Here is a 26554-nt window from a genome sequence, read left to right as displayed (position 1 = left end):
CTACCGCGCCACGCCGGGCGCGTCGCCGCCTGAGGGCAAGCCCCCTTCGGCGCTGTTCAGATCGGCCAGGGCTCTGGCGACCAGCGACGCCTTCGACCCGTTCGATCCCTTGACCATGACAATATCGCCGGGCGCCGCCAGCGCGGACGCTTCAGCCGCCAGCTCCGCCGCCGTCGGGCGCCACAGGCCGCGACGCGAGGCGGGCAGTGCATCGTATAGATGGCGCATTTCAGGCCCCGCGGCGTGAACCACATCCACCCCCGCCGCCTCGATGGTCGCAGCCAGGCCTTCATGCAGGGCGCGGCTCTGTTCGCCCAACTCCAGCATGTCGGTCAAAACGACGATGCGGCGCCCGCCGGGCGCGATCGCCCGCGCGCCCAGGCTCTTGAAGCCCGCCGTCATCGACAGCGGATTGGCGTTATAGCTTTCGTCGATCAGGGTGAAGCCGCCGCCCGGCAGGCTTACGATCCGCGTCTGTCCTCGCCCCGCCAGCGGTTGGAACCCGGCCAGGGCCTGCAGCCCCGTCTCCAGCGGCACGTCCAGCGCATCCAGCATCGCCAGAACGCACAGGCTGTTCAGCCCCCAGTGCACGCCCGACTGGGCCAGACGATAGTCGATCCGCCGGCCGAACAGGTCCGCCGTCACAGCCGCCCCTTCCGCATCGGGTCGGAAGTCGATCAGGCGGGCGTCATGCGCCGCATCGCTGCCGAAAGTCACCAGTCGCGCGCCGACCGCCCGCGCGGCCTCGGCCAGCACGGCGGCATAGGCCACATCGCCATTGGCCACGGCGGTTCCTCCGGGAACCAGCCCCTGGAAGATCGTCGCCTTTTCGCGCGCCACCCCCGCCTCGCCGTCGGCGAAGGCTTCGATATGGACCGGGCCAACCGTAGTGACGCAGGCGGCGTGAGGCGCCACGAACTTCGATAGCGGCGCGATCTCGCCCGGCGCGTTCATGCCGATCTCGAAGATGGCGCGCTCGGTCTCCACCGGCATCCGCGCCAGGGTCAGCGGCACGCCGATATGGTTGTTGTAGCTCTTGATCGAACCATGCGACCGCCCCGCCAGATCAAGGCCCGCCTTGATCGCCTGGGTCACGCTGGTCTTGCCGACGCTGCCGGTGACGGCGCCGCGCTTCACATGGGGCGCCCGGTTGCGCGCGGCGACGCCCAGCGCCTCCAACCCGTGCAGGGTGTCGGCGACCACGACGTGCGGCCCGCCCTCGACCCGATGTTCGACCAGTGCGGCGGCGGCCCCGGCGGAGAAGGCGCTGGCGGCGAACTCATGCCCGTCGCGCGCGCCCTTCAGGGCCAGAAACAGATCGCCGGAGACGATCTCGCGGCTGTTGTAGGTGACGCCCGTGATCGGGCGGTCGTCGCCATGCAGCACGCCGCCCGTGGCGGCGGCGACTTCGGCGGCCGTCCAGAGCGGGCGGGCGGAGGTATCAGGCATTAAGGGACAGGGCCTCGGACGCGACAGTGGCGTCGTCAAAGGGATGGGTCACCCCGCCGACGATCTGACCCTGTTCATGCCCTTTTCCGGCGATGACCACCACATCCCCGTCGCCCATCATTTCAATGGCGGTTTCGATGGCCGTGCGGCGATCACCGATCTCCATGGCGTCAGGATAGCCAGCCAGAACCTGAGCACGGATTGAGGCGGGGTCTTCGGAACGGGGATTGTCGTCGGTGACAATGGCCACATCGGCCAGGCGGCCTGCAATCCCGCCCATCAGCGGACGCTTGCCGCGGTCGCGATCGCCGCCAGCGCCAAAGACGACAATCAGACGCCCCGTCGCATGGGGACGCAAGGCGTTCAGCACCGTCTCCAGACCATCCGGTGTGTGGGCGTAGTCGACATAGACCTCGCCCTTGGCGCCCGCCGCGCGCGCGCCGATGCGCTGCAGACGGCCCTGCGCCCCGGTCAGGTTCTCCAGAGCCCCGACGACGGCGTCCGGCGCGTCACCCGCCGCGATGCACAGCCCGGCCGCCACCAAGGCGTTCGAGGCCTGGAAGGCGCCCGCCAGCGGCAGAAGTATCTCGCGCACCGAACCGCGCACATCCAGCGTCAGGCGCTGTCCTTCGGGCGTCGCCTTGCGTCCGATCAGCGTCAGGTCGCGCCCGCGCTCGCCCACGCCGAACACGCCCAGTCCGGCCATGATCGAGGCCGAGGCGAAGGCGGAATAGGCGTCGGAATCGGCGTTCAGCACTGCGGTGCGTCCGCGCGGCAGCAGGGCCTCGAACAGACGCAGCTTGGCGGTGCGATAGTTCTCCATCGTACCGTGATAATCCAGGTGGTCCTGGGTCAGGTTGGTGAAGCCCGCCGCCTTCAGCGCCACGCCGTCCAGACGCCGCTGGTCGATGCCGTGGGACGAGGCCTCCAGCGCCAGATGGGTGACCTCCTTGCGCGCCAGTTCCGCCAGCAGACGCGCGGCCTCGGCGGCGTCGGGGCTGGTCAGGCCGGGACCGGTCAGGGCGTAGGTCTTGTCGCCTTTCTGACCAATCACGCCCAAGGTGCCCATGCTGGCGGACTTGTGGCCGATGCCGGCCCAGATTTCGCGGCAGAAGGTGGCGACCGAAGTCTTGCCGTTGGTCCCGGTGATGGCGACGCAGGTCTTGGGCTGGGCGCCATAGAAGCTGCGCGCGGCGATGGCGTAGGCCCGGCGCACGTCCCCAGAGGTGACCAGAACCGGGGCCGCATTGTCCGGCGTGTCGCTGGGCGCCAGCACCGCGGCCGCCCCCTGCGCCAGGGCTTGAGGGATAAAGGCGCGGCCGTCCGCCGCCGATCCGGGCAGGGCCACGAACAGGGCACCGGGCGCGACCTTGCGGCTGTCGGCGGTGACGCCGGTGATCACCGGGTCGGAGGCCACGTCGCGGCGCAGCAGGTCTGACAGGTGAAGCGCGCTCACAGCCCGTCCCCCGCGACATCCTGATAGGCCGGGACCTTTTCGCCCGTCGCCGTGCGCCAGCGGTCTTCGCGACGCTCGACGCCCAGGAAGCCCGCGATCCGGTCGGCTGTGTTGCGCACCGCAGGCGCCGCCACATAGGCGCCCGTCTTGGGATAGGAGCCCGGCTCATCGACGACGATCAGGATGGCGTAGCGTTTGGCGTTCAGCGGCCCGTCGACAGGGAAGACCGCCGCGAACGAACCGACCGCGTGGTTGGCTTCATAGCGGCCATTGACCAATTTATTGGCCGAGCCGGTCTTGCCCCCGACCCGCAGGCCCGGCGCATCGGCGAACCCGCCAGAGCCCTTGACCACGTTGCGGCGCATCAGGTCCAGAATGGTGCGCGAGGTTTCTTCGGTGACGATCTGCGGCGTCTGGGCGCCGACCGCCCCGCCCTTGCGCAGGCTCAGCGGAACCATCCGCCCGCCGTTGGTCAGGGCGCCCATGGCCTGAATGACCTGGGCCGGGGTGACCATGATGCCGTAACCGAAAGACAGGGACGCCAGGGTGGAGTCATCCCAACGGCGCGGCACGACCGGCTTGGCCGATTCTCTCAGCTCCACCGACGAGGCGCGCAGCAGGCCCAGACGGTCGAAATAGTCGCGCATCCGGTTCGCCCCCATCTGCACCGCCAACTGCGAGGTGCCGATGTTGGACGAGTGCAGATAGACTTCCTCCAGCGACATCACGCGGTTCTGGGCGTGGAAGTCCTTGATGCTGCGGTTGCCGATCCGCAGGGCCTGCGAGGCGTCGAACTGGGTGTTCATGTCCGCCAGGCCCAGGTCCAGACCCGCCGCCACGGTGAAGGTCTTGAACACCGACCCCATTTCATAGTGGCCCGAAACCGCGCGGTTCAGGGTCGCGCCGTCCGGCGCTGCATTGCGGTTGGCCTGGCTGAAGTTCGGCCAGCTGGCCATGCCCAGGACTTCGCCGGTCTGGACGTCGGTGACGATGCCCACCGCGCCCTTGGCCTGGGCCTTGATGGCGGCGGCGGCCAGTTCGTTCTCCAGCACGCCCTGAACGCGCAGGTCGATGGACAGGGGGAAGCTTTCCCCCCGCTGGCCCGCCGCGCGGATTTCGTCGTTGAAGGCCAGTTCGGCGCCCGAGATGCCGCGGCCGCCCGTGTCGGCGTCGCCGACGATGTGCACCGCCGATGTGCCCAGCGGATAGGCGCGACGATCCTCGGCCTCGAAGGTCACGCCGCCCAGCGCCAGATTATGCACCGCCGCCTTGTCGGCCGGCGTCAGGCCGTTCATCACGATCAGACGGCGATCACCGGCCAGCACCCGGCGCAGGCGCTCGGACGGGATTCGCGGCAGGGCGCGGCGGATCTGGCGATAGGCCAGGTCGCGGTCCCAGATCTCGTTCGGATTGATGTAGAGGCCGTAGTGGATGACGTTGGTGGCCAGCAGCTCGCCATTGCGGTCCGTCAGATCGCCGCGGCTCAGCGCGTTCGGATTGCCGACCGACCAGCGTCCGCCCGTATCGGCGAACAGGGCCTTGTAGGATGCGCCTGCCGCCAGACCGGCGAACACGACCGAGAAGGCGATCATGATCAGGAAGATGCGGACGCGGGTGTCCTCTTCCGGGCGAGCGTCGGCGCGGGCGCGCTCGAACCCATGCTCCAGACGCCAGACCAGCTCCGACACCCAGCGCCAGAAGGGCGCAAGCCGTCCCTGGACATCCAGAGACGGCGCAGGCCGTTGAGGCGGATAGCCGCGGTGGTCCTGAACGCTCATTGCGCGCTCTCCGCAGCCGGGGTCGCAGAGGGTTCAGCCGGTTTGGCGGGCTCGGGCGCAAGCGCCGTCAAAGTGCCTTCGCCGCCCTGTTTGTGCACATCGACCGGCCCCAGGCCGGCCTGACGCGACAGGGCCTCAAGCCGTGCAGGCTGCTCCAGCCGGGCCGCCTCGGCGCGCAGCAGGCGCACACGCTGGTTAGTTTCGCGGATGTCGCGTTCCAGTTCCGCGATCTTGGCGCTTTCGCGCGCGGCCGCCGCCTTAGCGACATAGACCGACATGATCATGACGGCGACCAGCACCACGCCGATGATCTCGATCCAGCGGACGCCGCGCACCTTCCAGTCGAACAGACGCTGAAGCACGCTCTTGCGATAGGCGAAGGGACTGGCCGTCATGCCGCCGCCCTCCCCTTGGTCGCGGCCCAGGCGGGCGCGTCCGTGCGGATCGCCGCGCGCAGCTTGGCCGAACGGGCGCGCGGATTGACCGAACGCTCCTCGTCGCCCGCCTCGCGCGCGCCCTTGAACTGCAGGGTGAAGCTGGGCTTGCGCGGATCAACGGCCATCGGGGCATGACGCGAACCGGCCGGGGCGTTGCCCGTGCGCTCGGTCAGGAAGGCTTTGACGATGCGGTCTTCCAGCGAATGGAAGGTGACGACGGCCAGACGTCCGCCCGGCGCCAACGTCGCTTCGGCGGCTTCCAGCCCGCGCTCCAGTTCGCCCAGTTCGTCATTCACCGCGATCCGCAGCGCCTGAAACACCCGCGTCGCCGGATGGATCGGCGCGCCGCGACGTCCGCCCAAAGCCTTCTCGACCACCTCAGCCAGATCCAGCGTGCGGGTGAAAGGCTGTTCGGCGCGGCGGCGCAGGATGGCGGTGGCCACCCGGCCCGACTGACGCTCTTCACCATACAGTTTGAAGATGTGGGCCAGCGGCCCATGATCCCAGGTGTTGACGATGTCGGCAGCCGTCGCGCCGTCATCGGACATGCGCATGTCCAGCGGCCCGTCGCGCATGAAGGAGAAGCCACGCTCGGCCTGATCCAGTTGCATCGACGAGACGCCGATGTCGAAGACGGCGCCGTCCAGCGTCGCCTTACCGCTGTCGGCGAAGGCCTCAGCCAGACCCGAGAAAGGCGTGCGGACCAGCTGGAAACGGTCAGGGAAGTCGCGCGCGACCGAATCGGCGTGCGGCTGGACCGTGGGGTCGCGGTCCAGGGCGATCACCTCAGCGCCGGTCGCCAGAATGGCGCGCGTATAGCCGCCTGCGCCGAAGGTGGCGTCGATGACCACATCACCGGAACCGGGCTTCAACGCCTCGATCACCTCGGCCAACAGGACGGGAGCGTGGGGAGCATCAGTCACGAACCGCCCCCCGCCAGCTTCATCTGCGCCGCCAGCTTCAGGGCGCCGATCTGGGCCATGCCCGCCTTGGCCAGGGCGCGCTGTTCGGCGCGTCGAGCGGTCCACTTCTCACGCGACCAGATCTGGAAGCGATCGTTCAGGCCGACGATGACGACCGTGTCCTCCAGTCCCGCCTCGGCGCAGAGGGCTTCCGGCAGGGTGATGCGGCCGCCTGCGTCATAGGACAGACGCACCTGCTCGCCCATCACCTGCCACTCCAGCGCCGAACGCTCTTCAGATCCGAACGGCAGGGATTCGATCATCTCAGCATAGACGGCGAACAGGCGATCGCCGCCCGCCTCTAGGCAGTCTGCTTCGATGGAGGGGAAGATGAAGACGCCGCCAGCTGCGCCGTTTTCGGTCGTGCGGAAGTCGTTGGGGATCAGGAGACGACGCTTGCCGTCCAATTGTTTCTCGTAAGTCGAGAGAAACACGCCTGTCCAATCGAGCCTTTCGACCCGTCCCTAGATGCCTGACTTGCGCCCGCCGCGCAGCCTCACAGCCCCAATCATGAAAATTGGGATAGCATGGGATGAAATGGGCCTCAATGGGATTGAAGCTGACTCTTAACCATGTTCCCGGCTTGCGGCGCGGGAAACACACTCAAATACCGTGAACATAAAAAGAACATTCAAAGTATTCACAGCCTGTGCATGACTCTAATCTTGCTGATGCGACAAAAGGTTAACGAGCTGGAGCCTGTGGAGCCGCGCCCCAATCGGCAAACCGGGGGATAAGATCTGGCCCGTCCGGGGCCGGCGAAAGAACAACAAGATCATTGCTCTATGAACGCCGTGTCGATTGCTGCGGGTCCGATTGTAAAATACGGTAAAGCTTAACGCCGGGCGGTGAATCAGGCCGCGACCGGCCTCGGCCGCACACGGGGCGGCTGACCGCACGCCGCGCGCGACGCAGCCTGTCGAAAAAATATGCCAGACGGCCTGTAAGCCGGGTTTTGTTCCGCTCCGAAAAGCGGCGACGATCATTCCTCTGGACCGACCATTGCTGATCGGTTCTCGCGACCTACCCGGACATCTGAGGCGGTGAACCCCGCGAGCGAACCCGCGCGATGTCCCTATTTGGTCTTGCTCCAGGCGGGGCTTGCCATGCCGTCGACGTTGCCGCCTACGCGGTGGGCTCTTACCCCACCCTTTCACCCTTACCGGCCTCGCAAGGCCGGAGGTTTGCTTTCTGTGGCGCTATCCCTCGGGTCACCCCGGGCGGAAGTTATCCGCCGCCTTTTCACCGTGGAGCCCGGACTTTCCTCGACAGGGGCGAACCCTGCCGCGACCGCCCAGCCGTCTGGCGCGCGCTAGATGCGCGCAACCGGCGCGAAGGTCAATCCAGCACGCCCGTCACGCTCTCGGCGCTGGCCAGTTGCAGCAGCCCCACCAGACGGGCGCGGGTCTCGCCGTCGGCCACGCCGTCAACGCGGCTCTGACGCCAGTGGCGCTGGAAGGCGCGCACGGTGCTTTCAGTTTCGGCGTCATAGTCGCCGCCCGGTTTGATGCCGTAACCCAGTCGATGCAGGCCTGCGCGCAGCACGACCACGCCGATGCCGTCATCGCCCTTTTGCAGCAGACCGCCCAGGGCCTTGATCCGTTCCGCCGCCGGTTCGAACCAGAGGCCATGGCCCGCCTCGGCCAGACGTTTCCACGGGAACAGTTCGCCGGGATCGTCCTTGCGTTCCGGCGCCAGGTCGGAATGGCCGATGATGCGGCTGTCGGGCACGGTCCAGCGTTCGCGGATGTCGCCGATCAGGGCGATGACCGACGCGATCTGGGCGTCCGGGAAGGCGCTATAGCCGAACTCATGGCCCGGATTGACGATCTCGATGCCGATGGAGGCGGCGTTGCAATCGTCCTCGCCCTGCCAGACGCCGCGTCCGGCGTGCCAGGCGCGGCGCTCTTCCGGCACAAGGCCGAAGATGCGGCCGTCTTCCTCGATCAGATAATGGGCCGACACCTGGGCTTCGGCGTCACGCAGGCGCGCCAGGGCGGCCTCCCCCGTTTGCATGCCTGTATAGTGCAGGACCAGCATGTCGGGCGGGGCCCGGCGTTCATCGAAGTTCGGCGACGGCGCCGCGATGATCTGAACCATCGGAAACCAGCCCTAGCGGCCGTCGCGCTCCCAGCCATAAGCGACCCAGGTCTCGCCGACCTTGTGGGCCTCGATCACGTCAGGATCGCTTGAACGGCGGCGCTGCGTCATGTTGCGGCGCGCCTTCAGCGCCAGACCTGCCAGGAAGACCAGCACGCCTGCGAACAGGGCGATCACCGCCACGGTCACCGCAGTGAAGATGGCCAGGATCGCGCCGACGGCGACCGCCGCAGCGCCTGCGACAAGGCCGAACACCCACATCACCGAGGCGACGAAGCCATTGGGCCGACGGCGTGCGGCGAAGCCGACTGTGGCGAAACGTTCAGGCTGGAACATGGATAATCCTTTCAGGCGCTCCGAAGAACGCCGAAGAGCCAATGTCGGTCCAACATGGTTTCCCGTCAATGGAAACCCGCTGAACAGGGACGCGCGTGTCGTCGCACGTCCCCGTGACCAGATCGGGGCGGGATCGCGCGATCAGAACTGCGGCTGATCAGCCAGAACCACCGCGCCCTGGCTGCGCATCCGGTCGCCCTCGATGCGGCGCATGACGGCCTGGGCCTGCGGGTCCGACATGACTCCGCCCAGCATGACCAGCGCCTTGGCGCCTTCCGTCTGGACGCCGAACATTTCCGACAGGGCCTCAAACGTCGATTTCGACTTGGGGAAGTGTTTGAAGCGCACCGATTCGTCCGCCGGGATCTTGGCCAACTCCTTGGCCTTGGCCACGGCTTCGGTCAGACCGCCCAATTGATCGACCAGCCCCAGCGGCAGGGCCTGGGCGCCGGTCCAGACGCGGCCCTTGGCGATTTCGCGAACCCGATCCGGCGACAGCTTGCGGCCCGTGGCGACGCGCTGGATGAAGTCGTCGTAGATGCGGTCCATCGAGGTCGAGAAGGCGGCCCGTTGCTGCGGCGTGAAGGTCTGGGTCGGAGAGAAGGCGTCGGCGTATTCGCCGCCGACCGACAACTGGCGCATGTCCACGCCGAACCGGCCCAGAGCGTCCGCCAGAACGAACTTGCCGCCGAACACGCCGATGGAGCCGGTCAGGGTGGTGGGCTGGGCCACGATCCAGTCGGCCTCGGAACTGATCCAGTAGCCGCCCGAGGCCGCATAGGCGCCCATGGACACGACCACCGGCTTGCCTGCCGCCCGCGCCGCACGCACCGCCGCCAGAATCTGTTCCGACGCATCCGGCGACCCGCCGGGCGAAGAGACGCGGAAGACGATGGCCTTCACATCCTTGTCCTCGATGGCGTCGTAGATGGCCTTGGCCGTGTCGTCGGAGCGGATCGAGGATCCGCCGCCGAAGCCGCCGCCCGAACCGCCGCGCCCGGTCACGATCGCGCCTTCGCCGCCGACGATGGCGATGGCGTTCTTGCCTGAACCCAGACGGTCGCCCTTGTCAGAGGCGTATTTGTTGAAGGGGATGATCTCCGCCCCCTTGCCCGCGCGCTGCTTGATCGCGGCCTCGGCCTCCTCGGCCTGGCCGATCTTGTCGATCAGCTTGTTCTCCAGCGCCTGCTGGGCCGTATAGGGACCGCCCTCGATGACCGCCTTCAAAGCTTCAGGCGTGGTCTTGCGGTCCTGCGCCGCCCCGGCCAGGGCCGAGCCGTACATGGCGTCCATCCAGGCCGTCATCGCCTCGCGGTGCGGACCGGTGTAGTCGCTCTGGGTGTATTCGTTGACGGCGTTCTTGTACTCGTAGCGCTGCTCGAAATCGGCCTTAACGCCGTATTTGGCGAAGGCGCGGCCCAGGAACACGCTGTCGGCCGAGAAGCCCGTCGCCTGGAAGCCCGAGGTGTTCTGCATCCACAGCTCATCCGCCGAGGTTCCGACCATATAGGTGGACATCACCGCGCCCGCCGGCGCGAAGCCCTGGCTGTGGGCGATGACCGGCTTGCCCGACTTGCGGAAGCGGTGGATCGCCTGACGCAGCTCATCCGCCGTCGCCGGGGTCATGCCCGCTTCCGGCAGGCGGATCAGCAGCCCCTTGACGCTGCGGTCCTCGCTCGCCTGGGCCAGGACATCGACCACCTGGATCGCCGACAGGCCAGAGCCGCTGAAGGCCGCGAAGGGATTGGTCGAGGGCTGGTCCGACACGCCTGCGCGCAGGTCCAGCTCCAGCACCGCCGCAGCGGGCGTCGTGGGCTTGGACGAGCTTGCCACAGCCATCGTCAACAGAACCACCGGCACCACGACCAGGAAGAGGATCAGCCCGGTGAAGACGCCGAGAACCGTCAGGAAGAACTGTTTCATGAAGAAGGGCAGGCCCGCGCAGGTCAGAAGCGACCGAGCGTCCAACATAGTGGGACGGGGGCTGCGGTCAAATGAACGTCAGGCAATCTGCGTGCAGGCTTCGCAACCACGGCGCCGTTCTCGCTGCATCGCAACGAGACGATTGATGACCGCCCCCGAAATCCTTATATCAGCCGCCTGCGAGCGGGGGCCTATCGCCCCGCGTGTATTCGGAGACCGCGCCCATGCTGGTCACCTTGATGAAGTCCAAGCTGCACCGCGCGACGGTGACCCAGGCCGATCTGGACTATGAGGGCTCCATCGCCATCGACATGGACCTGCTGGATGCTGCGGGCATCTATGCGAACGAGCAGGTCGATGTGCTGAACATCACCAACGGCGCACGCTTCACCACCTACGCCATCCAGGCCCCGCGCGGGTCCAAGGTCATCGGCGTCAACGGCGCCGCCGCCCGTCTGGTGCAGAAGAACGACAAGGTGATCGTGGTCACCTACGGCCAGCTGCCCGACGCCGAAGCCCGCCAGTGGACGCCCAACGTCGTTTTGCTGGACGACGACAACAACATCAAACGCTCGACCTGATCATTCAGCGCCCCGCCAGAATCAAAAAGGCCCGCCGGTGACGGCGGGCCTTTCTTCTTGGGCGATCTGACGATCAGCGGACGATGTCGTACACGCCGTTGATGTCGATCCGAACGGTCAGTTCGCCAGCCGAGACGGGGGTGGAGTCCGCCATGGCCGCACGGGCGAACATGGGGGCCGGCATCGGCATAGGCGGTTGGGGCGAATAGCCGCCGCCTTCGTTCAGCGAGCGGATGCCGCCCAGTTGCACGCCCAGGGCCTGGGCATACAGTTGCGCCTTGGACTGCAGGGCGCGGACGGCCAGTTGGCGGGCCTGGTTTTCAGCCGCCGAAGCATCCTTCAGACCAAAGCTGATGCCGTCGACCTGATTGACGCCTGCAGCGACCACGGCGTCGGCCGTCGTGCCGACCTTGTTCAGGTCATTGATGGTCACCGTCACGCGGTTGATGGCCTGATAGCCGCGCAGCTTGGGCGGTTCGTTCTGCACATAGTCGTACTGGGCCTGGACGTTCAGGCCAGAGGTCTGGATGTCGCGCTCGGCGATGCCTGCACGGCGCAGGGCGGCCATGACCTGGGTCATCTGGGTGGCGTTGTCGCGCAGGGCGGCGGCGGCGGTCGTCGCCTCGGTCTGAACGCCGAAGCTGATGGTGGCCATGTCCGGCTTGATCTTCACTTCGCCATAGGCCGACAGATTCAGGGCGGGTGCAGCTTGCACGGTCTGGACTCCGGTTTGGACAGTCTGCGCCAGGGTCGGCGAAGCGGCGGCGGTCAGGGCGACAGCAGCGGCCATTGCGCCACCCATAGCCAGGGCCTTGAACGTGCGGGTCATGTGATCATTCTCTCCGTGGGGGCGATCGCGGTTGACGAGGTCGTCATCCGTTATGGCGACAACCTTCGCCTTTCCAGCCTGAATGTACGCCAACGCCCGATTGGCAGATTTCGTTCATCTTCATGACATCGCGGAAAGACATCTGTTGGGCACACACTGTCTTGGCAAGCGACACCTGCCCCTGCTAGGCGAGGTGTCCCGCGACGCAAATCGCCCGGGGGCCTGTAGCTCAATGGTTAGAGCCGACCGCTCATAACGGTCTGGTTGGGGGTTCGAGTCCCTCCGGGCCTACCACTCCTTTCCCGATCTGTTTCTCGACACGACTGGCGATCTGATGACGGTCGCTGATCTGGTTTTCGTTCAGGAAAAGCGGCTGACCCTTTATGGCGAGCGCCGCATTCGCGCGTCGGGTTCAGGCCTGTCTGTCGGCGGCGAGGCGTGCAGTTCACCGATCACGTAGAAGCCCCGGTTCGCCAGTTCGGCGGCCAGTTGGACCAGATCGATTCTTTCGGATGCGCCGACTTGATGTCTGCGGTCAGGTTTCATCTGCCTGTCCTCCCGAAGATCAACGCGTATCGGCGGTTTGAGTGGCTTCACATCCGCGCGACTGAAAGGGACGCAGACCGCTCGCCTGCACTCTCGCATCAGACGCGCCAGCACCCTATATCGCCGCCCGTTGAAGGAGAGTTCTGATGGCCTATGTCGCCCGCGACGACCGCCCCGCCGACAAGGCCGCCCGCTATGCCGAGGTCGAGGCCGAGATTCTGGCCGTGCTGGATGGCGAGCCGAATCTGACGGCGCGGATGGCCACGGTGTCGTCCATGCTGGCGGACGCGTTTGAGCACTTCTTCTGGACCGGCTTCTACGTCGTGGATCCGGACAAGGCAGACGAACTGGTGGTCGGTCCCTATCAGGGCACGCTGGGCTGTCTGCGGATCGCCTTCGGGCGCGGGGTGTGCGGCGCGGCGGCGGCGACGCGGGCGACCCAGATCGTCGAGGATGTTCACGCCTTCCCCGGCCACATCGCCTGCGACAGCCGTTCCGAGAGTGAGATCGTCGTGCCGGTGTTTAACGCGTCGGGCGCCCTGATCGCCGTGTTCGACGTGGACGCCACAGTGAAAGCCGCCTTCGACGCCGAGGATCAGACCGCGCTGGAACGCCTCATGTCCCGGGTCTTCGCCGCCGGCTGATCTGCCTCTATGGTCCGGCGGTGATGGAGAACGAAATGTCGGAACGGGTGATCGCGATCACGGGCGGACACGGCACCCTGGGCCAGGCCGTCTTGTCGGCGGCGCGCGACGCAGGCGGCGGGGCCGGGCTGAAGATCGCCGTCATCGACCACGCCATGGGCAATCCTGTTCCGCAGGGCGTGCTGGCGCTGGGCGGGGTGGACCTGACCGATCCCAAACAGGCCGAAGCGGCCATCACCGGCGTGATCAGCCGCTTCGGAAGGCTGGACGTGCTGCTGAACATCGCGGGCGGTTTCGTCTGGCAGACCACCGATGACGCCGCCCCCGCCTGGGACCGGATGCACGCGCTGAACGTCGCCACCGCCCTGAACGCCAGCCGCGCGGCCCTGCCCTATCTGAGGGTGTCCGATGAAGGGCGGATCATCAACATCGGCTCGGCGGCAGCGCTGAAGCCCGGCGCTGGCATGGGGGCCTATGGCGCGGCCAAGGCCGGGGTCCATGCCCTGACCCAGGCGCTGGCTGACGAGTTGAAGTCCACGCGCGTCACCGTGAACGCCGTCCTGCCCTCGATCATCGACACGCCCGCCAACCGCAAGGACATGCCCAACGCCGATCCCGCCGCCTGGGTGGCGCCCGCCGACCTGGCCGCCGTCATCCTGTTTCTGGCCTCGCCCGAAAGCAGGGCGATGACCGGCGCCCTGGTGCCTGTGACGGGGCGCGTCTGATGCGCGCCGACCGCGTCCGCAGCGTTCTCTACCTGCCCGCCTCCAACGCCCGCGCGGTCGAGAAGGCCCGCACACTGGACTGCGATGTCGCCATTCTGGACCTTGAAGACGCCGTCGCGCCCGAGGCCAAGGCAGAGGCCCGCGCCGCTGCGGCCGCCGCCGTTCAGGCAGGCGGCTTCGGCCCGCGCCTGGGCGTTCGGATCAATGGGTTGGACACGCCCTGGGGTCTGGATGATCTGGCGGCGTTGAAGACAGTCGGCGCCGCCCTGATCGTCGCGCCCAAGGTCGAAACGCCCGAAACAGTTCACGCCATCACTGCCTGGCTGCCCAAGGGCGCCGCCCTGTGGGCCATGATCGAGACGCCGCGCGCCCTGCTGACCTTGACCGAAATCGCGGAGGCGGGCGGCGCGTTGGACGGGTTGATGCTGGGCGTCAATGATCTGGCCAAGGCGCTGGGAACCGGCCCGTCTCCGGATCGCGAACCGTTCAAACCGTGGCTGGCCCTGCTGGTCGCCGCCGCCCGCACCCACAATCTTCTGGCCATCGACGGGGTGTTCAACCGCATCGACGACACGGACGGTCTCGCCGCCGAGGCCGCCCAGGGGCGGCTGTACGGGTTCGACGGCAAGAGCCTGATCCACCCGTCGCAGATCGCCCCGGCCAACGCCGCCTTCTCGCCGTCCGAGGCTGAGGTCGAACAGGCCTGCGCCGTCATCGCCGCCTTCGCCGCGCCTGAGGCCGAGGGTCTGGGCGCGATCCGCGTCAATGGCGCCATGGTCGAGCGACTGCATCTGGAGCAGGCCAGGGCTCTGCTCGCACGGGCAGGATGAAGTCCCTAGCCGCCTTTCGCCAACCGGCCTAAAGCTGGTCGTCCACCACGTCGGATCGTCCTTGTTCGCAACCGCTGAAAACTCCGCCAAGACCCCGGCATGGGTCTGTGCGCCCGGCGTGCTGAAGGTTCCCTTCCTCAGCGCCTTCCTGCCCGACTATGAGCTGAAGGCGCTGCCGACGAATGATATCGAGGCGATCCTCGGCTGGGGCATGAAGCCGACCGCCGCCGCCGGACGCCGCAAGGCGCAGAAGGCCGGGCTGACCTATGTCGCGCTGGAGGACGGCTTCCTGCGTTCGGTCGGCATCGGAGAGGCGGGCGCGGCCAGCCTCAGCCTTATCGTCGATGATCTGGGCGTCTATTACGATGCGACCCGACCCAGTCGGCTGGAGCAGTTGATCCAGAGCGCCGACGGCTGGTGCGATGCGGCCATGACCGCCCGCGCCCGCGCCCTGATCGACCGGATCGTCGGCGCACGGGTGTCCAAGACCAATATGGGCGGGCCGCTGGACCCCGGCCTGCTGAAGCCCGGACGGCGTGTGCTGATCGTGGATCAGACGTTCGGCGACGCCTCCATCGGCTATGGATTGGCTTCACAGCAGAGCTTCGCGGACATGGTCGCCGCCGCGCGACGGGACGAGCCGGACGCCCAGTTGATCCTGAAACGCCACCCCGCCGTCGCGGCTGGCCGTAAACAGGGCTGTGTCACCGACCTGAACGGCCTGACGCTGATCGACACCGATGTGCGGCCCGCCGACCTGCTGGATGCGGTGGACGCGGTCTATTGCGTGACCTCGGCCCTGGGGTTCGAGGCCCTGCTGCGCGGCCTGCCCGTCCGCTGTTTCGGCGCGCCCTTCTATTCCGGCTGGGGCCTGACGACCGACGCCGTAGAAACGGGCCGTCGCGGCGTCGCGCGCAGCATCGAACAGATCGCCGCCGCCGCCCTGATCGCCTACAGCCGCTATGTCGATCCGGTCACGGGCCACAGATGCGAGGCCGAACAGGCGCTGGAGCGGCTGATCGCCCTGCGCGACCGGGCGGACCGGCTGGCGGGATCATGGGCGGCGGTCGGTTTCGCCCCGGCCAAGCGTCCGCCCGTGCGCCGCCTGCTGAACTCGCCCAAGGCCTCGCTGCGCTATTTCATGTCGCCGCGCCGCGCCGCCGCCCATGCCCAGACGACGCACGGTCGCCTGATCTGGTGGGCGGGCAAGGAGAGCGAGGCGACGCGCCAGGCGGCCGCCGCCTTCCACGGTCCGACCGTGCGGATGGAGGACGGCTTCATCCGCTCACGCGGCCTGGGGTCGGACTTTGTCGGCGCCCTGTCGGTCGCGCTGGACGATCAAGGCGTCTATTATGACCCGTCCCGCCCGTCACGGCTGGAAACCCTGATCGAGACTGATGACCTGTCGCCCGATCAGCTGGCGCGGGCCGCGAAACTGCGGATGTGGGTCGTCGATGCGGGCCTGTCGAAATATAATCTGAAGGGTCAGGCCCCGACCGGCTGGCCCACGGACCGCGACATCCTGCTGGTGGTGGGCCAGGTCGAGAATGACAAGTCGATCCTGCTGGGCTGCGGCCCCGACCTGAACACCAACTCGGCCCTGGTCGAGGCGGCGCGCGTCGATCACCCGGACGCCTTCCTGGTCTATCGCAACCACCCGGATGTGCTGGCGGGCAACCGCCCCGGTCGGCTGGACGCCTCGGCCATGGCGTCGGTGGATGCCACGGCGGACGGGCTGGACATCATCGACTGTCTGGCAGCGTGCCAGCGGGTCGCCACCCTGACCTCCCTGACCGGGTTCGAGGCCCTGATGAGGGGCAAGGCCGTATCCGTCTATGGCCGCCCCTTCTATGCGGGCTGGGGCCTGACCGACGACCGGATGACATTCGAGCGCCGCCATCGCCGGGCCAGCATCGACCACCTGATCCACGCCGCCCTGGTCGCCTATCCGATCTATGTCACGCCCGAGGGCTGGCCCTGCGAGGCCGAGGATCTGGTCGATATCCTGATCGCCGCCCGCAGCCAGCCGACGCCCAGGGCGCCGCGCGGGCAAGTGCAACGTTGGGCCACCGGCGTGATCGCCAGTCTCGACCGAAAGCCTCCGCCATCCTATTGACGGGTTTAGATATGAAACGCTCTGCTTCGAACCACCGAGGCCGTGCGACAGGAACAGGCTCCTCAAGCAGCGAGGCCCCGCGGGCTGAGCGATAGGAACAAAACAAAGATGCCCCACGCCGTCATCGCCGCCACCGGCCTCTTCACCCCCGAACAATCCGTCTCGAACGACGAACTGGTCGCCAGCTACAACGCCTGGGCCGACGGGTGGAACGCGCGTCACGCCGCCGAGATCGAGGCCGGCGAGCTTGAGGCCAAGACCCATTCCTCGTCCGCCTTCATCGAGAAGGCTTCGGGCATCAAGAGTCGCTTCGTGCTGGACAAGACCGGCATCATCGACCCGCAGCGCATGGCCCCTCACCTGCCGGAACGCTCGAACGAAGACCTGTCGATCCTGGCCGAGATCGCGGTCAAGGCCGCCCAGCAGGCCATCGCCGCCTGGGGCAAGCCGGTCAGCGAGATCGGCGCCGTCCTGTGCGCCGCCTCCAATATGGAGCGCGCCTATCCCGCCCTGTCGATCGAGGTGCAACAGGCCTTGGGCATCGAGGGTTTCGCCTTTGACATGAACGTGGCCTGTTCGTCGGCGACCTTCGGCATCAAGACGGCGGCGGACTTCATCGCCTCCGGCTCGGCCAAGGCGGTGCTGATGGTCAATCCCGAGGTCTGTTCCGCCCACCTGAACTTCACCGACCGCGACAGCCATTTCATCTTCGGCGACGTGGCCACGGCGGTGATCGTGGAATCGTCGGACACGGCCGGTCCCGGCGGCTGGGACGTGTTGGGCGCGCGGCTGAAGACGGTCTTCTCCAACAACATCCGCAACAACTTCGGCTTCCTGAACCGGGCGGCGCGCGACACCAAACATCTGGACGCCACCGTCGCCGACGACAGCCAGCAGAACGACAAGCTGTTCGTCCAGCAGGGCCGCAAGGTCTTCCGTGACGTGGTGCCGATGGTGTCGGACATGATCGTCGACTACGCCGACGAACTGGGCCTGGACCCGCACGGGCTGAAGCGCCTGTGGCTGCACCAGGCCAACATCAACATGAACACCCTGATCGGCAAGAAGGTGCTGGGCCGCGAACCGTCGGAAGACGAAAACGTCATCATCCTGGATGACTACGCCAACACCTCGTCGGCAGGCTCGATCATCGCCTTCCATCTGCATAACGACGGGTTCGAGCCGGGCGACACGGGGCTGATCTGCAGCTTCGGCGCCGGCTATTCCGCCGGCGCCGTCTTCGTTCGCAAACGGGGCTGAGAGACTGGTCTAGGAAACAGGCTTGCCCGTCTCGGGGTGAGCCTTCTTCCACTCCATCGCCCGGCGTACGCGGTTTTCGACGCTGGGATGATCGTAGAACAGGAACTCCTCGACGGCCGAGGGTGAAGGCGCGCGATATTCGGCCGTCTTCACCAACGCCTTGGCCAGACCATCCGGCTCATTGGCGTGAACCAGCGAGAAGTGGTCGGCGTCTTCCTCGATGGTCCGCGTCATGGTGGCGAACACCGGGGTCGCCAGCACGCCCAGAAAGGCCAGCACCAGCCCCAGCACCGGCAGGCCCGCCGGGTCGGAGATGTCCCCCACCCGCTTCGCGCCCAACAGACGCCGCGCGAACGGATACAGCCGGTCGGTCAGCCAGAAGGCCAGCCCCGCCAGAATGACCAGAACCCCGACCATCCACAGCACATGGGCGTGGACGTAATGCCCCATCTCATGCCCCACCACGCCGCGCACTTCTGACAGGTCGGCGCCCTGCTGGAACATGGTGTCGCTCATGGCCACGCGCGCCGTGCCGAACAGGCCGGACACATTGGCGGTGTAGCGGTCCGACTGTTTGGAGCCGTTGTAGATGAAGATCTTGTCCGACGGCGTGCCGGTCTGTTTGGCCAGTTCGACCACGGCGTCACGGACGGGGCCGTTCGGCGCAGGCGTATAGGTGTTGAAGATCGGCTCGATCAGGATCGGCGACGCGACCAGGCCGATGACTATGAACACCGCCGTCACCACCGCGCCCCACGCCCACCACAGGCGCCGCGCCCGCCGGATCAGGGCGTAGATGACAACCAGCAGCAGCGACGACAGCACGACCGACATGGCCGCGCCGATCAGCGCTTCGCTCAGCCAGCCCCCGAAGGCCTGGCTGGTCAGGCCATAGGCCTTCTCGCGCCACCAGCTCTCATAGACGGCCCACGGCAGGGCCAGAACGGTGCTGAGCGCGAAATAGGCGGCCGCAACCGCCAGGGTCGCCAGATTGGGCCGAGGCTTCTTGCGTTCGACCCGCTCCCGGATCGCCACAAGCCAGTTCGCCCGCACGATGATCCAGGCGACCAGGGCCGAAACCAGAAAACCCCACAGGATCAACCAGTGCGAGCCCTGCGTATAGGCCACCGCCCGCGCCGTCTCCTGCGGCGACAGGGTCGCCAGCCAATGGGCGGTCGCCGCCGCCGGATCAAAACTGTTCATATCGTCCTCCCTCCAGAGAACCAGAACGTGTGACCGGCGTTATGTCAGGTTAATTCGCTTTCATGATCACAAATGCGCGGCCAAGCTTGAAACTCCGGCCCGTTTTTGTCACGGCTTCTGCTGTCGAGAACAGGGGAGCGCCCAGATGGCTCAGACAACACCGAAACATGTCCTGGAAAGCCTGGCCAAGGACATCGCCGCCGTGCTGCGAAGCATGGGCGGATCGGCGCACCAGAATCTGGTGGTCGACTGCGTGACGGCGATGAAACGCCAGCGTGGCGAAGCCGTGAATCCCACGGACCTGCGCCAGAAGATCATAGAAGCCTTCGAACAGTATCGCGACATGTTCGTGCGCCCGTTCGGCGAAGGCTCGCAACGTTGGGCCCTCGCCGGCGACATGGCCTGACGCCTTGGCCTGACGACCGTCACCTGGAAAATGCAAAAGGCGCGCCCCTTTCGGAGCGCGCCCTTTTTCTGTTCAGCGAATGCTGAAGATCAGAAGCGACGGATGTAGCTGACCGAATAGGCGTCAGCCTTGCCGCCGTCATCGCGGTAGTCGCGGCGGGTCCAGTCGGCGCGGACGCCGTTCACGCCGTCCAGGAAGTAGTTGGCGCCGGCGCCGTAGTTCCAGCTGTCGCCGCCAATGTCCGTCTTGGCGCCCAGAACGTCCTGCTTCAGTTCGGTGTGGCCATAACCGCCACGCGCAAACAGCTCCAGGTTATTGGACACCGGCACGCGGCCAACCACATAGCCAGCGGCGTCCCAGTTCTGCTTGATGCGGCTATCAACGCCGTTGATCGTCACATCGTCCTTTTTGACGCCGACCGAGGCTTCGGTCTCGACGCCGATGTAACGGTTGATGTTCACGCCCAGGCGGCCCGTGACGGCGCCAGTCGTGGCGGCATCGCCATCAAGATAAGTGTAACCCAACGAACCGTAACCACGCGGCTCAGGATTGGTTTGAGCAAAGGCGGGTGCGGCGATTGCGGAAACGGCGACGGCAGCGAGAAGAATGTTACGCATTGTTTCTTATTAACTCCTAGATGTGATGAACCGAAGGAACATCAGCCCCATCCAGCGAGTGCTTAAATAGGTGACCGCCTGATCTGTTCCAGAGCCAGACAGAAGCAATCTATGCCTGTTGAAACCGAGACACACACAACGTTTGACTAAAAGTGACAGTTTTGCGGCACGCAATCGATTAGGCGCCGTCAGGACCATGCCCCGGTCGCAACTCCTGCTAACTCGCGCAGGAGCGGTTCTAGTCCGCCGCCGCGTTTGCGGCCTGGGCCGCGTCTCTGATCCGCCCGACCATGCTGTTCAGACCGTTGGCGCGCTGGCGGGTCAGGGCGGAGGGAAGACCCAGCCGCTCCAGCGCCGCCTTGGCGTCGAAGGCCAGAATCTCGGCCGGGGTGCGGCCCGAATAGAGTTTCAGCAGCAGGGCGATATTGCCCTTGGACAGGGCGCTGTCGCTGTCGGCGGCGAACCACAGACGACCTTCGCCTGCATCGGTCGCCAGCCAGACCTGGGCCGCGCAGCCCGGCACCTTGTTGGTCTCGATCCGGTCGGCGTCAGCCAGAGGCGCCAGCCCCTTGCCCAGTTCGATGACATATTCGATCCGCTGCTCCCAGTCGCCCAGCAGGTCGAAATCCTCGACCAGTTCGCCAAAGGTTTCGTCCAGAGATTCGGTCGGCGGGGTGCGGGCGTCAGTCATGCGCCGCCACATAGTCCCTGATCGTCGCCGTGCAAACTGCTTGCCCACATCAAACGAGACCTGAAACCAACCGGCGTTTCATTGAGAGCACGGGCTGGTCAGGGACAGATCAGGGGCGGCGTTAACGATATGCGCCCGTATTGTCCCCTGAAAAGCTTGGTAAACGCCGCCGCCGGAGTCGCCTCAGGGGGGAGCGGCCTCGCACCGACTCAGACGCGGGCCTAATCTGACGCTGCAAGACATATGGCCTGAACCCTTGAACAAACCCCGCCAGCACCAGCAGAGGAACGCCACCCGCGCCCGGCCAGACGCCGACGCGGCGCGCGGGCCGTCGCTGGTCGCCCTGTGGCATGCGGGCTGGGCCGTGTCGGTCGCCCTGACGGCGCTTGCGGCCCAGATCATGGGCGCGATCCACGAACCGGCCCTGTCGGCCCTGCTGGTCATGGCCCTGCCCGGCGTGGCGGGGATCGTGCTGATGGCGCAGGACGGCGCAGGCCTGCGGTTCCTGCTGATCGGCGCCTGGCTCCTGGCGTCCCTTGCGGCGGCGGGCCTGACGGGGGGCCTGGCCGGGCCGCTGCCGGGCCTGCTGGTCATGCCCTTGGCGGCGGGGATCGCGCTCGATCATTCCGGCGCGGGCGACGACCGGCTGACCCGCGTGGGCGCCTTGGCCGTGGGGCTGGCGCTGGCGGCGGGGCTGATCGCGGTGTGGCTGAACGGGGTCGGCGCGCCCCAGCCCGTTCTGGCCGCCGCCTCCGGCTTCCTGGCCCTGATCGCCACGGTGACGGCCATGCGCCTGACCTGGGGCGAGCGCCGCCGCCGTCTGCAACGGGCCGAGAACGGTCTGTCGCACGTCGAAAACCTGCTGAACGCCCAGCCCGGTCTGGTCATGCTGCTCTCGGCGCAAGGTTGGCTGGAGGCCTCATGGGGCGCCGGATCGCCCGCCCTGCCCCTGGCCGAGGTTCGGACCCACGGCCTGTCCGCCATCGTCAACACGCCCGACCAGGCCGCCGTCGCCGCCGCCCTGGCCCGCGCCGAGACGGGTCAGACGGTCGAGGTTCAGTTCAGCCCGCGCGCCGCGCTGGACCGCCGCATCACCCTGATCCTGCGTCGCTTCGACATCGCAGGCGACGCCCCGCGCCTGATCGCCCAGGCCTTTGACGGCACCGCCCAGTTCGCGCGGGAACTGCGGCTGGAGAACGCCCGCCTGGAGGCCGAGGCCCAGAGCGCGGGCAAGACCCGTTTCCTGGCGAACATGAGCCATGAACTGCGCACGCCCCTGAACGCGGTGATTGGCTTCGCCGACATCATGCGCCAGCGCCTGTTCGGCGCCCTGCCCGACCGTTACGCGGGCTATGCCGACTCCATCCATGAGGCGGGCGGCCATCTGCTGGCCCTGATCAACGACGTGCTGGACCTGTCGAAGATCGAGGCCGAACGCTATGAACTGGCGGTCGAGACGTTCGACGCGCGCGACGCCATATCCGCCGCCATCGCCCTGGTGCGGCTGCAGGCCGACGACCGCGACATCCATCTGGCCGGGGTGCTGCCGCCCCAGCCTCTGGCCGTGACCGCCGATCCGCGCGCCCTGAAGCAGATCACCCTGAACCTGTTGTCCAACGCCGTGAAGTTCACGCCCAAGGGCGGATCGGTCACCGTCACCCTGGACGCCATCGGCCCCTATATGGAGCTGGCCGTCGCCGACACCGGCGTGGGCATCGCGCCCGAGGATCTGAAGCGTCTGGGCCGTCCGTTCGAACAGGCCGGCGGGGCGGATCAACGCTCGCAGGGCACAGGTCTGGGCCTGTCGCTGGTGCGGTCGCTGACGGAACTGCACGGCGGACGCATGACCATCGACAGCACCCTGGGCGAAGGCACCGTCATCATGGTGCGCCTGCCGGTCGTCGCCTTCGCCTCGCGCGTCGAGCCGACCGCCCCCGTCGCCAAGCCCGCGCCCGTCGAGGCTTAAATCCGACCCATCGACATTTAACCGGCCAAAATCTTAGATCGTCATTCCGGGGCTGAGCGAAGCGAAGAACCCGGAACCCAGGACTGCGGCGCCGTTGCTTGACGTGTTCAGGGGCGTATCGCCTCTCCTGGGTTGGCTGCTACGCGCCGCCCTTCGGGTCCGGGTTCGTCCTACGGACGCCCCGGAATGACGATTTGGAACTGAATATCGATTGAGCCTAAATCCGGCCCATCGCCAAGAAGGCGCGGCCGGCGCCGAAGTCGCCTGCCTCAAAAGTCGACGTGGCGATGCTGCCGTCGCGGAACACGAACTGGACCACGAAAACCTCACGCGGGTCCAGATGCGACAGGGCGTCCGCCGCCGTCGCCGGGAAGACCCAGGCCTGTCCTGTCGTGCGCTTCGCCGCCAGCAAACTGGCGTCCGCCGCCGTCACGCCCGACGCCCAGAAGACGCGGCGCTGGGCCTGCGGCGGCAGTTCCCGCGCCAGCCACGGGCGATCCGTCACCGTCTGGTCGCGCATGACGATCCGCACGCTAGTCGGGCGCGACCGCCCCTGCCAAGACACCACCGACATCAGCTGATCAGGCCGGTCCAACCCGCCGACGACCCCGAACCGCACGGGCGAGGCCCCGGTCGTCGTCGCCTGCATCAGCCGCCACGTCGGGCGGGCATAGGCGGAGCGGTCGGCGCTCCAGCTGGCGCGGTCCCCGGGAAAGGTCATGCGGGCCGTGCGCGACAGGCCCGCAAAAGCGTTCTCGACCCGGCCGCTGACCGTCTTCAGATCGTCGGATTCACAGGCGGTCGAGGCCGCCCGCGCCCGCGCCCGCGCCGCCGTCTCGGCGACCTCGCGGTCATTGGCCCCGGCGCGCAAGGCCGCGCCCCGCGCCTGCCAGGCGGCGGCGTTCAGGGCGGCGGTGAGCTGAGGCTGAAACAGGCTGCAGCGCTCATTGGCGGCCAGGATGAAGCTGCGCTCATAATAGGGGTCGAAAACCCCCGCTGCGGCGCTGACAGGCGCCGCCGTCGCCAGCACGGCGCAGATCAGGGCTTGGGTTCGCCGGGTGGAAAGGCCTATCCTCATGCCTCCACCCTAGCGGCTCCTCGTTTGGGTTCCGTGTTCGAGCAGGGTTAGCAAATTGCTTCTTTCCAGCGACCTGTGGGTCAGCGCCCTGATCCGCCGCGCCCAGCTCGAAGGCGCCTACGCCACAGTGGTCAAAAAGGGCGACGACCGCGCCGGATCGGTCATCGTCAAGGCCTACGACACCTCAACCCGCACGGCGAAACTGTACACCGAAGCCTTTGGTCAGGACGGCGACCGTCTGTGGATCCAGCCGGTGACCAGCGAAAGCGAAAGCGAACTGGACGCCTACATCACCCGCCAGCGCGGCTACGACCCCGACCTGTGGGTGGTTGAAATCGAAGACCGCCAAGGTCGCCATTTCATCACGGAGAAGGTGGCGGGATAGCCGCCGCCCCGCCTACCGCCGGCAATACTGATAGATGATTTCGCAGCTGGCGCCGCTGCGGGCGCAGCGGCTTCGCACCATGGATCGAACCTCGCTCATGGTGGCGGCTGCGGCCCACGGGTAGCTCTCGCCGGAATTAATGCTGGCCACGGCCACGCAAGGGTTTGAGTATGAGGTGACCAGGGCGCAGTCATCGCCGCCGTTCTCCCTGCACTGCTGCAAGGCGGCGTTTTCAGCCTCCTGCTGATCGGATGCGTTCACCCATGCGCCCGACACGACGCCCGACGCCGCCACCGCGCCCCAACGCCCGCTGCTGCCGCTGCTTCTGGTGTCGCCGACGCCGTGCGCGGGAAGAAAGACGCTGTTGTAGGCCGCAGTCCCCGGCTGCTGAGCGCCCGCCGGCGCCGCGCAGAAAACCAGCGCCGTCAGTGACAAGGCCGCCGCCAAAGCGATCTTCATGTTTACGCTCCTCATCAGGCTCTCTGGCGACGACTGACGCCGCCTTCTCATTCCATCCTTCCAGAAGGAAACGGCATCTATCGAGACAGTCAATCGCCTACCGCTATCCAGTTACGGCGGCGTCGCGCTCGGCCCGGTCTTTGATGATCGTCAGCACATTGTCCTGAATGTCGCCCATCATCAGCTCACCCCACAGCTTGGCGTAAGGATTGACGTGAGTCTTGGCGACGTAGCGGGTCGTCAGAGTCACCTCGGTCATGTCGGATGAAATCGGACGCAGGATATAGTCACCTGAATCGATCTTCAGGAACTCGCCATCCGGCGAGATATGCTTGTCCGTATAGTCCTGGACCGAACTGTTGGTGAAGCTGAACGCCCAACCCAGCTTGCGACCCGGCTCCCAGGTCACGATCCGTTCTTCAAAATTGACGTGGTCGCCCCAATAGGCCGTCCGCACCGCGCCCACGCCGACACCGGAAACAGAGGATTCTCTGGGACGAGGCATGCCGATGATGTTGTGCGTCACGGTCCAGCGCCCCTCATCGGCACCGATGTCGCGGCTGGAGACGGCATAGGGCCAAATCTCTTCAGGGGCCGCCTTCACCACCACGCTGCGGCTGAGCGTGACCGTCTCATGCGGCGTGGGAATCTGCGCCTCCACGACGCCCGCAACCAAGGGTATGATCAGAAAACTGGACTCGAGAACGCGGCCACGACGATTGCGCTGCGACCGCATCAGAAACGCCCCCACCCAGCCGCTGACCAGCCAGATCGGCGCCACCATGATCAGGCAGATCACGCCTTCATGCAGAATAAAGACCGAGGCCAGGCAGACAATGGCGCAAAGGATCAGGGGGACCAACCAATAGAAGCCGGAGGTTCGGTTCCGGTCCGGGTCGCCGATGTAGCAGATCAGCGCACAGAGCATGGCGGGCAGCAGGGCCAGAAACCACAGACTGGCAAACCAGATCGTTCCTGCGCGCGAGGCCGAAAACAACATGAAGGCGGTGAGCGCGATGACCAGCGCCAGGCCGAACGCCGAAACAAGCCTGTGACGCAGACGCCGACGGCCCCTGACGGCCACTGCCTCCTGTTCAGTCATGACACCCTCACCTATTCGTCAGTTATTTCTGTAAAAAGAGAAATCAGTCGCCAAATTTTTAATCAGCCGCTGCGGTCCTTGACGCCGACAAACTTCAGAAGGCTGGCGACCTTAGAGCCCATGCGGATAAGCCGCATCAGTGTTTCAGGCGGAACGTCCAGCATCTGTTGGTACCAGTCGTCGACCGTCGTAACGAAAGCCTGCATCCGCTTCAGCCGCGCCTTGACCTCCGGGCTGATGTCAGAATCGTTCTCGTTGACCCCGACGACCGCATCATTGATGGCGGCGACCATGGGATCAATCTCGCGCGCCTTACGTCCCTGGGCGACCTTGGTCGCCATCTGCCAGAGATCGGTTTCCGCCTGATAATGATCGCGGCGATCGCCCAGCACCGGAACCCGGTGGATCAGCTTCCAGGTCTGCAGTTCCTTGAGGCTGTTGGAGACGTTAGAGCGCGCCAGACCCAGGGTCGCGGCGATGTCTTCAGCCGTCAGCGGCTTCTCACTGAGATAAAGCAGGGCCTGGATCTGGGCCACCGACCGGTTCACCCCCCATTGCCCGCCCAGGTCGCCCCAGCGAAGCACGATCTGCTCCACGGCGAGAGGCATCGACCTGTCGTTTATTTCTGTCATGACAGAAATAAACGACGAACATCGTCATAAGTCAATAGAAGGC

General features: G+C 66.5%; 27 protein-coding genes, 1 tRNA gene and 1 other RNA gene. 11 read left to right on the top strand and 18 right to left on the bottom strand.

Translation table 11 applies throughout. From position 1 onward, the window contains the following. The 10 genes from JKF87_RS14890 to sppA all read right to left on the bottom strand — a co-directional run bounded on the left by JKF87_RS14890 (position 1) and on the right by sppA (position 10441). A complete protein-coding gene (locus JKF87_RS14890) occupies positions 1–1449 on the bottom strand; it encodes a UDP-N-acetylmuramoyl-tripeptide--D-alanyl-D-alanine ligase (protein ID WP_201100669.1) in 1449 nt (482 codons plus the stop codon). Further along, on the bottom strand, positions 1442–2905 hold the full coding sequence (locus tag JKF87_RS14885; protein ID WP_201100668.1) for a UDP-N-acetylmuramoyl-L-alanyl-D-glutamate--2,6-diaminopimelate ligase: 1464 nt from the start codon (positions 2903–2905) through the stop codon (positions 1442–1444). Before JKF87_RS14885 ends, JKF87_RS14890 begins: the two co-directional genes overlap by 8 nt. After that, positions 2902–4683: a peptidoglycan D,D-transpeptidase FtsI family protein gene (locus tag JKF87_RS14880; protein WP_201100667.1), complete on the bottom strand. Its 1782-nt coding sequence runs from the start codon at positions 4681–4683 to the stop codon at positions 2902–2904. The genes JKF87_RS14885 and JKF87_RS14880 overlap by 4 nt, the downstream gene beginning before the upstream one ends. Continuing rightward, positions 4680–5078, bottom strand: a complete 399-nt coding sequence (ftsL, locus tag JKF87_RS14875; RefSeq protein ID WP_201100666.1) for a cell division protein FtsL — start codon at positions 5076–5078, stop codon at positions 4680–4682. Before ftsL ends, JKF87_RS14880 begins: the two co-directional genes overlap by 4 nt. Next, a complete protein-coding gene (gene rsmH, locus JKF87_RS14870; protein ID WP_201100665.1) occupies positions 5075–6043 on the bottom strand; it encodes a 16S rRNA (cytosine(1402)-N(4))-methyltransferase RsmH in 969 nt (322 codons plus the stop codon). The genes ftsL and rsmH overlap by 4 nt, the downstream gene beginning before the upstream one ends. Continuing rightward, positions 6040–6516 (bottom strand): division/cell wall cluster transcriptional repressor MraZ, encoded by a 477-nt coding sequence (locus JKF87_RS18705; protein WP_201100664.1) that lies wholly within the window; start codon positions 6514–6516, stop codon positions 6040–6042. Before JKF87_RS18705 ends, rsmH begins: the two co-directional genes overlap by 4 nt. Before the next feature lie 494 nt (positions 6517–7010). Beyond that, an RNA gene (gene rnpB, locus JKF87_RS14860) (RNase P RNA component class A) lies at positions 7011–7388 on the bottom strand. 32 nt (positions 7389–7420) lie between these two features. Continuing rightward, a complete protein-coding gene (locus tag JKF87_RS14855) occupies positions 7421–8182 on the bottom strand; it encodes a peptidoglycan recognition protein family protein (protein WP_201100663.1) in 762 nt (253 codons plus the stop codon). 12 nt (positions 8183–8194) lie between these two features. Further along, positions 8195–8518: a hypothetical protein gene (locus JKF87_RS14850; protein ID WP_201100662.1), complete on the bottom strand. Its 324-nt coding sequence runs from the start codon at positions 8516–8518 to the stop codon at positions 8195–8197. Between the two features lie 141 nt (positions 8519–8659). Next, positions 8660–10441 carry a signal peptide peptidase SppA gene (gene sppA, locus JKF87_RS14845; RefSeq protein ID WP_201100712.1) on the bottom strand — a complete coding sequence of 594 codons (1782 nt, stop codon included), beginning with the start codon at positions 10439–10441 and terminating at the stop codon, positions 8660–8662. 224 nt (positions 10442–10665) lie between these two features. Between sppA and panD the strand changes: the two genes are divergently transcribed. Next, positions 10666–11022 (top strand): aspartate 1-decarboxylase, encoded by a 357-nt coding sequence (panD, locus tag JKF87_RS14840; RefSeq protein WP_201100661.1) that lies wholly within the window; start codon positions 10666–10668, stop codon positions 11020–11022. A gap of 73 nt (positions 11023–11095) precedes the next feature. On the opposite strand, the gene JKF87_RS14835 is transcribed toward panD, so the two are convergent. Then, positions 11096–11851: an SIMPL domain-containing protein gene (locus tag JKF87_RS14835; protein ID WP_201100660.1), complete on the bottom strand. Its 756-nt coding sequence runs from the start codon at positions 11849–11851 to the stop codon at positions 11096–11098. A 218-nt stretch (positions 11852–12069) separates the two neighbouring features. On the opposite strand from JKF87_RS14835, the gene JKF87_RS14830 reads away from it, so the two are divergent. From JKF87_RS14830 to JKF87_RS14805, 7 genes are all read left to right on the top strand, one after another. Beyond that, a tRNA-Ile gene (locus JKF87_RS14830) sits at positions 12070–12145 on the top strand. Positions 12146–12185: 40 nt separating this feature from the next. Then, the gene (locus JKF87_RS18540) at positions 12186–12311 is read left to right on the top strand and encodes a hypothetical protein (RefSeq protein ID WP_275945264.1); all 126 of its coding nucleotides are present in this window, start codon (positions 12186–12188) and stop codon (positions 12309–12311) included. 232 nt (positions 12312–12543) lie between these two features. Next, the gene (locus tag JKF87_RS14825; protein ID WP_201100659.1) at positions 12544–13041 is read left to right on the top strand and encodes a GAF domain-containing protein; all 498 of its coding nucleotides are present in this window, start codon (positions 12544–12546) and stop codon (positions 13039–13041) included. A gap of 35 nt (positions 13042–13076) precedes the next feature. Beyond that, positions 13077–13766 carry an SDR family NAD(P)-dependent oxidoreductase gene (locus JKF87_RS14820; protein WP_201100658.1) on the top strand — a complete coding sequence of 230 codons (690 nt, stop codon included), beginning with the start codon at positions 13077–13079 and terminating at the stop codon, positions 13764–13766. Continuing rightward, positions 13766–14596, top strand: coding sequence for an HpcH/HpaI aldolase/citrate lyase family protein (locus tag JKF87_RS14815; RefSeq protein WP_201100657.1), 831 nt, complete (start codon positions 13766–13768; stop codon positions 14594–14596). The genes JKF87_RS14820 and JKF87_RS14815 overlap by 1 nt, the downstream gene beginning before the upstream one ends. A gap of 61 nt (positions 14597–14657) precedes the next feature. After that, entirely contained in the window at positions 14658–16712 is a 2055-nt protein-coding gene (locus JKF87_RS14810; RefSeq protein ID WP_236261410.1) for a capsular polysaccharide biosynthesis protein, read from the top strand. 108 nt (positions 16713–16820) lie between these two features. Beyond that, complete coding sequence (locus JKF87_RS14805) at positions 16821–17972, top strand: beta-ketoacyl-ACP synthase III (RefSeq protein WP_201100656.1); 1152 nt, start codon at positions 16821–16823, stop codon at positions 17970–17972. A gap of 9 nt (positions 17973–17981) precedes the next feature. On the opposite strand, the gene JKF87_RS14800 is transcribed toward JKF87_RS14805, so the two are convergent. Next, entirely contained in the window at positions 17982–19175 is a 1194-nt protein-coding gene (locus JKF87_RS14800) for a M48 family metalloprotease (RefSeq protein ID WP_201100655.1), read from the bottom strand. 145 nt (positions 19176–19320) lie between these two features. On the opposite strand from JKF87_RS14800, the gene JKF87_RS14795 reads away from it, so the two are divergent. Beyond that, positions 19321–19581 (top strand): hypothetical protein, encoded by a 261-nt coding sequence (locus JKF87_RS14795; RefSeq protein WP_201100654.1) that lies wholly within the window; start codon positions 19321–19323, stop codon positions 19579–19581. 89 nt (positions 19582–19670) lie between these two features. Here the strand turns inward: JKF87_RS14795 and JKF87_RS14790 are convergent, their stop codons facing one another. Both JKF87_RS14790 and JKF87_RS14785 read right to left on the bottom strand, forming a co-directional pair. Further along, on the bottom strand, positions 19671–20198 hold the full coding sequence (locus tag JKF87_RS14790; RefSeq protein WP_201100653.1) for a porin family protein: 528 nt from the start codon (positions 20196–20198) through the stop codon (positions 19671–19673). 238 nt (positions 20199–20436) lie between these two features. Continuing rightward, positions 20437–20889 carry a SufE family protein gene (locus JKF87_RS14785; protein ID WP_201100652.1) on the bottom strand — a complete coding sequence of 151 codons (453 nt, stop codon included), beginning with the start codon at positions 20887–20889 and terminating at the stop codon, positions 20437–20439. A 256-nt stretch (positions 20890–21145) separates the two neighbouring features. On the opposite strand from JKF87_RS14785, the gene JKF87_RS14780 reads away from it, so the two are divergent. Beyond that, positions 21146–22855, top strand: a complete 1710-nt coding sequence (locus JKF87_RS14780; RefSeq protein ID WP_236261409.1) for a sensor histidine kinase — start codon at positions 21146–21148, stop codon at positions 22853–22855. Positions 22856–23072: 217 nt separating this feature from the next. Here the strand turns inward: JKF87_RS14780 and JKF87_RS14775 are convergent, their stop codons facing one another. Continuing rightward, the gene (locus JKF87_RS14775) at positions 23073–23933 is read right to left on the bottom strand and encodes a hypothetical protein (protein ID WP_201100651.1); all 861 of its coding nucleotides are present in this window, start codon (positions 23931–23933) and stop codon (positions 23073–23075) included. Between the two features lie 55 nt (positions 23934–23988). On the opposite strand from JKF87_RS14775, the gene JKF87_RS14770 reads away from it, so the two are divergent. Next, a complete protein-coding gene (locus JKF87_RS14770; RefSeq protein WP_201100650.1) occupies positions 23989–24318 on the top strand; it encodes a DUF1491 family protein in 330 nt (109 codons plus the stop codon). 12 nt (positions 24319–24330) lie between these two features. Here the strand turns inward: JKF87_RS14770 and JKF87_RS14765 are convergent, their stop codons facing one another. The 3 genes from JKF87_RS14765 to JKF87_RS14755 form a co-directional block, all read right to left on the bottom strand. Then, positions 24331–24777: a DUF4189 domain-containing protein gene (locus JKF87_RS14765; RefSeq protein WP_201100649.1), complete on the bottom strand. Its 447-nt coding sequence runs from the start codon at positions 24775–24777 to the stop codon at positions 24331–24333. Between the two features lie 103 nt (positions 24778–24880). Beyond that, positions 24881–25879, bottom strand: a complete 999-nt coding sequence (locus JKF87_RS14760) for an SRPBCC family protein (protein ID WP_201100648.1) — start codon at positions 25877–25879, stop codon at positions 24881–24883. A 62-nt stretch (positions 25880–25941) separates the two neighbouring features. Then, entirely contained in the window at positions 25942–26487 is a 546-nt protein-coding gene (locus tag JKF87_RS14755; RefSeq protein WP_201100647.1) for a GbsR/MarR family transcriptional regulator, read from the bottom strand. Positions 26488–26554: the final 67 nt, after the last annotated feature.

The sequence above is a fragment of the Brevundimonas nasdae genome, assembly GCF_016654005.1.
GTDB classification, from domain to species: Bacteria; Pseudomonadota; Alphaproteobacteria; order Caulobacterales; family Caulobacteraceae; genus Brevundimonas; species Brevundimonas nasdae.
This window is presented reverse-complemented; position numbering and strand designations above follow the sequence as displayed.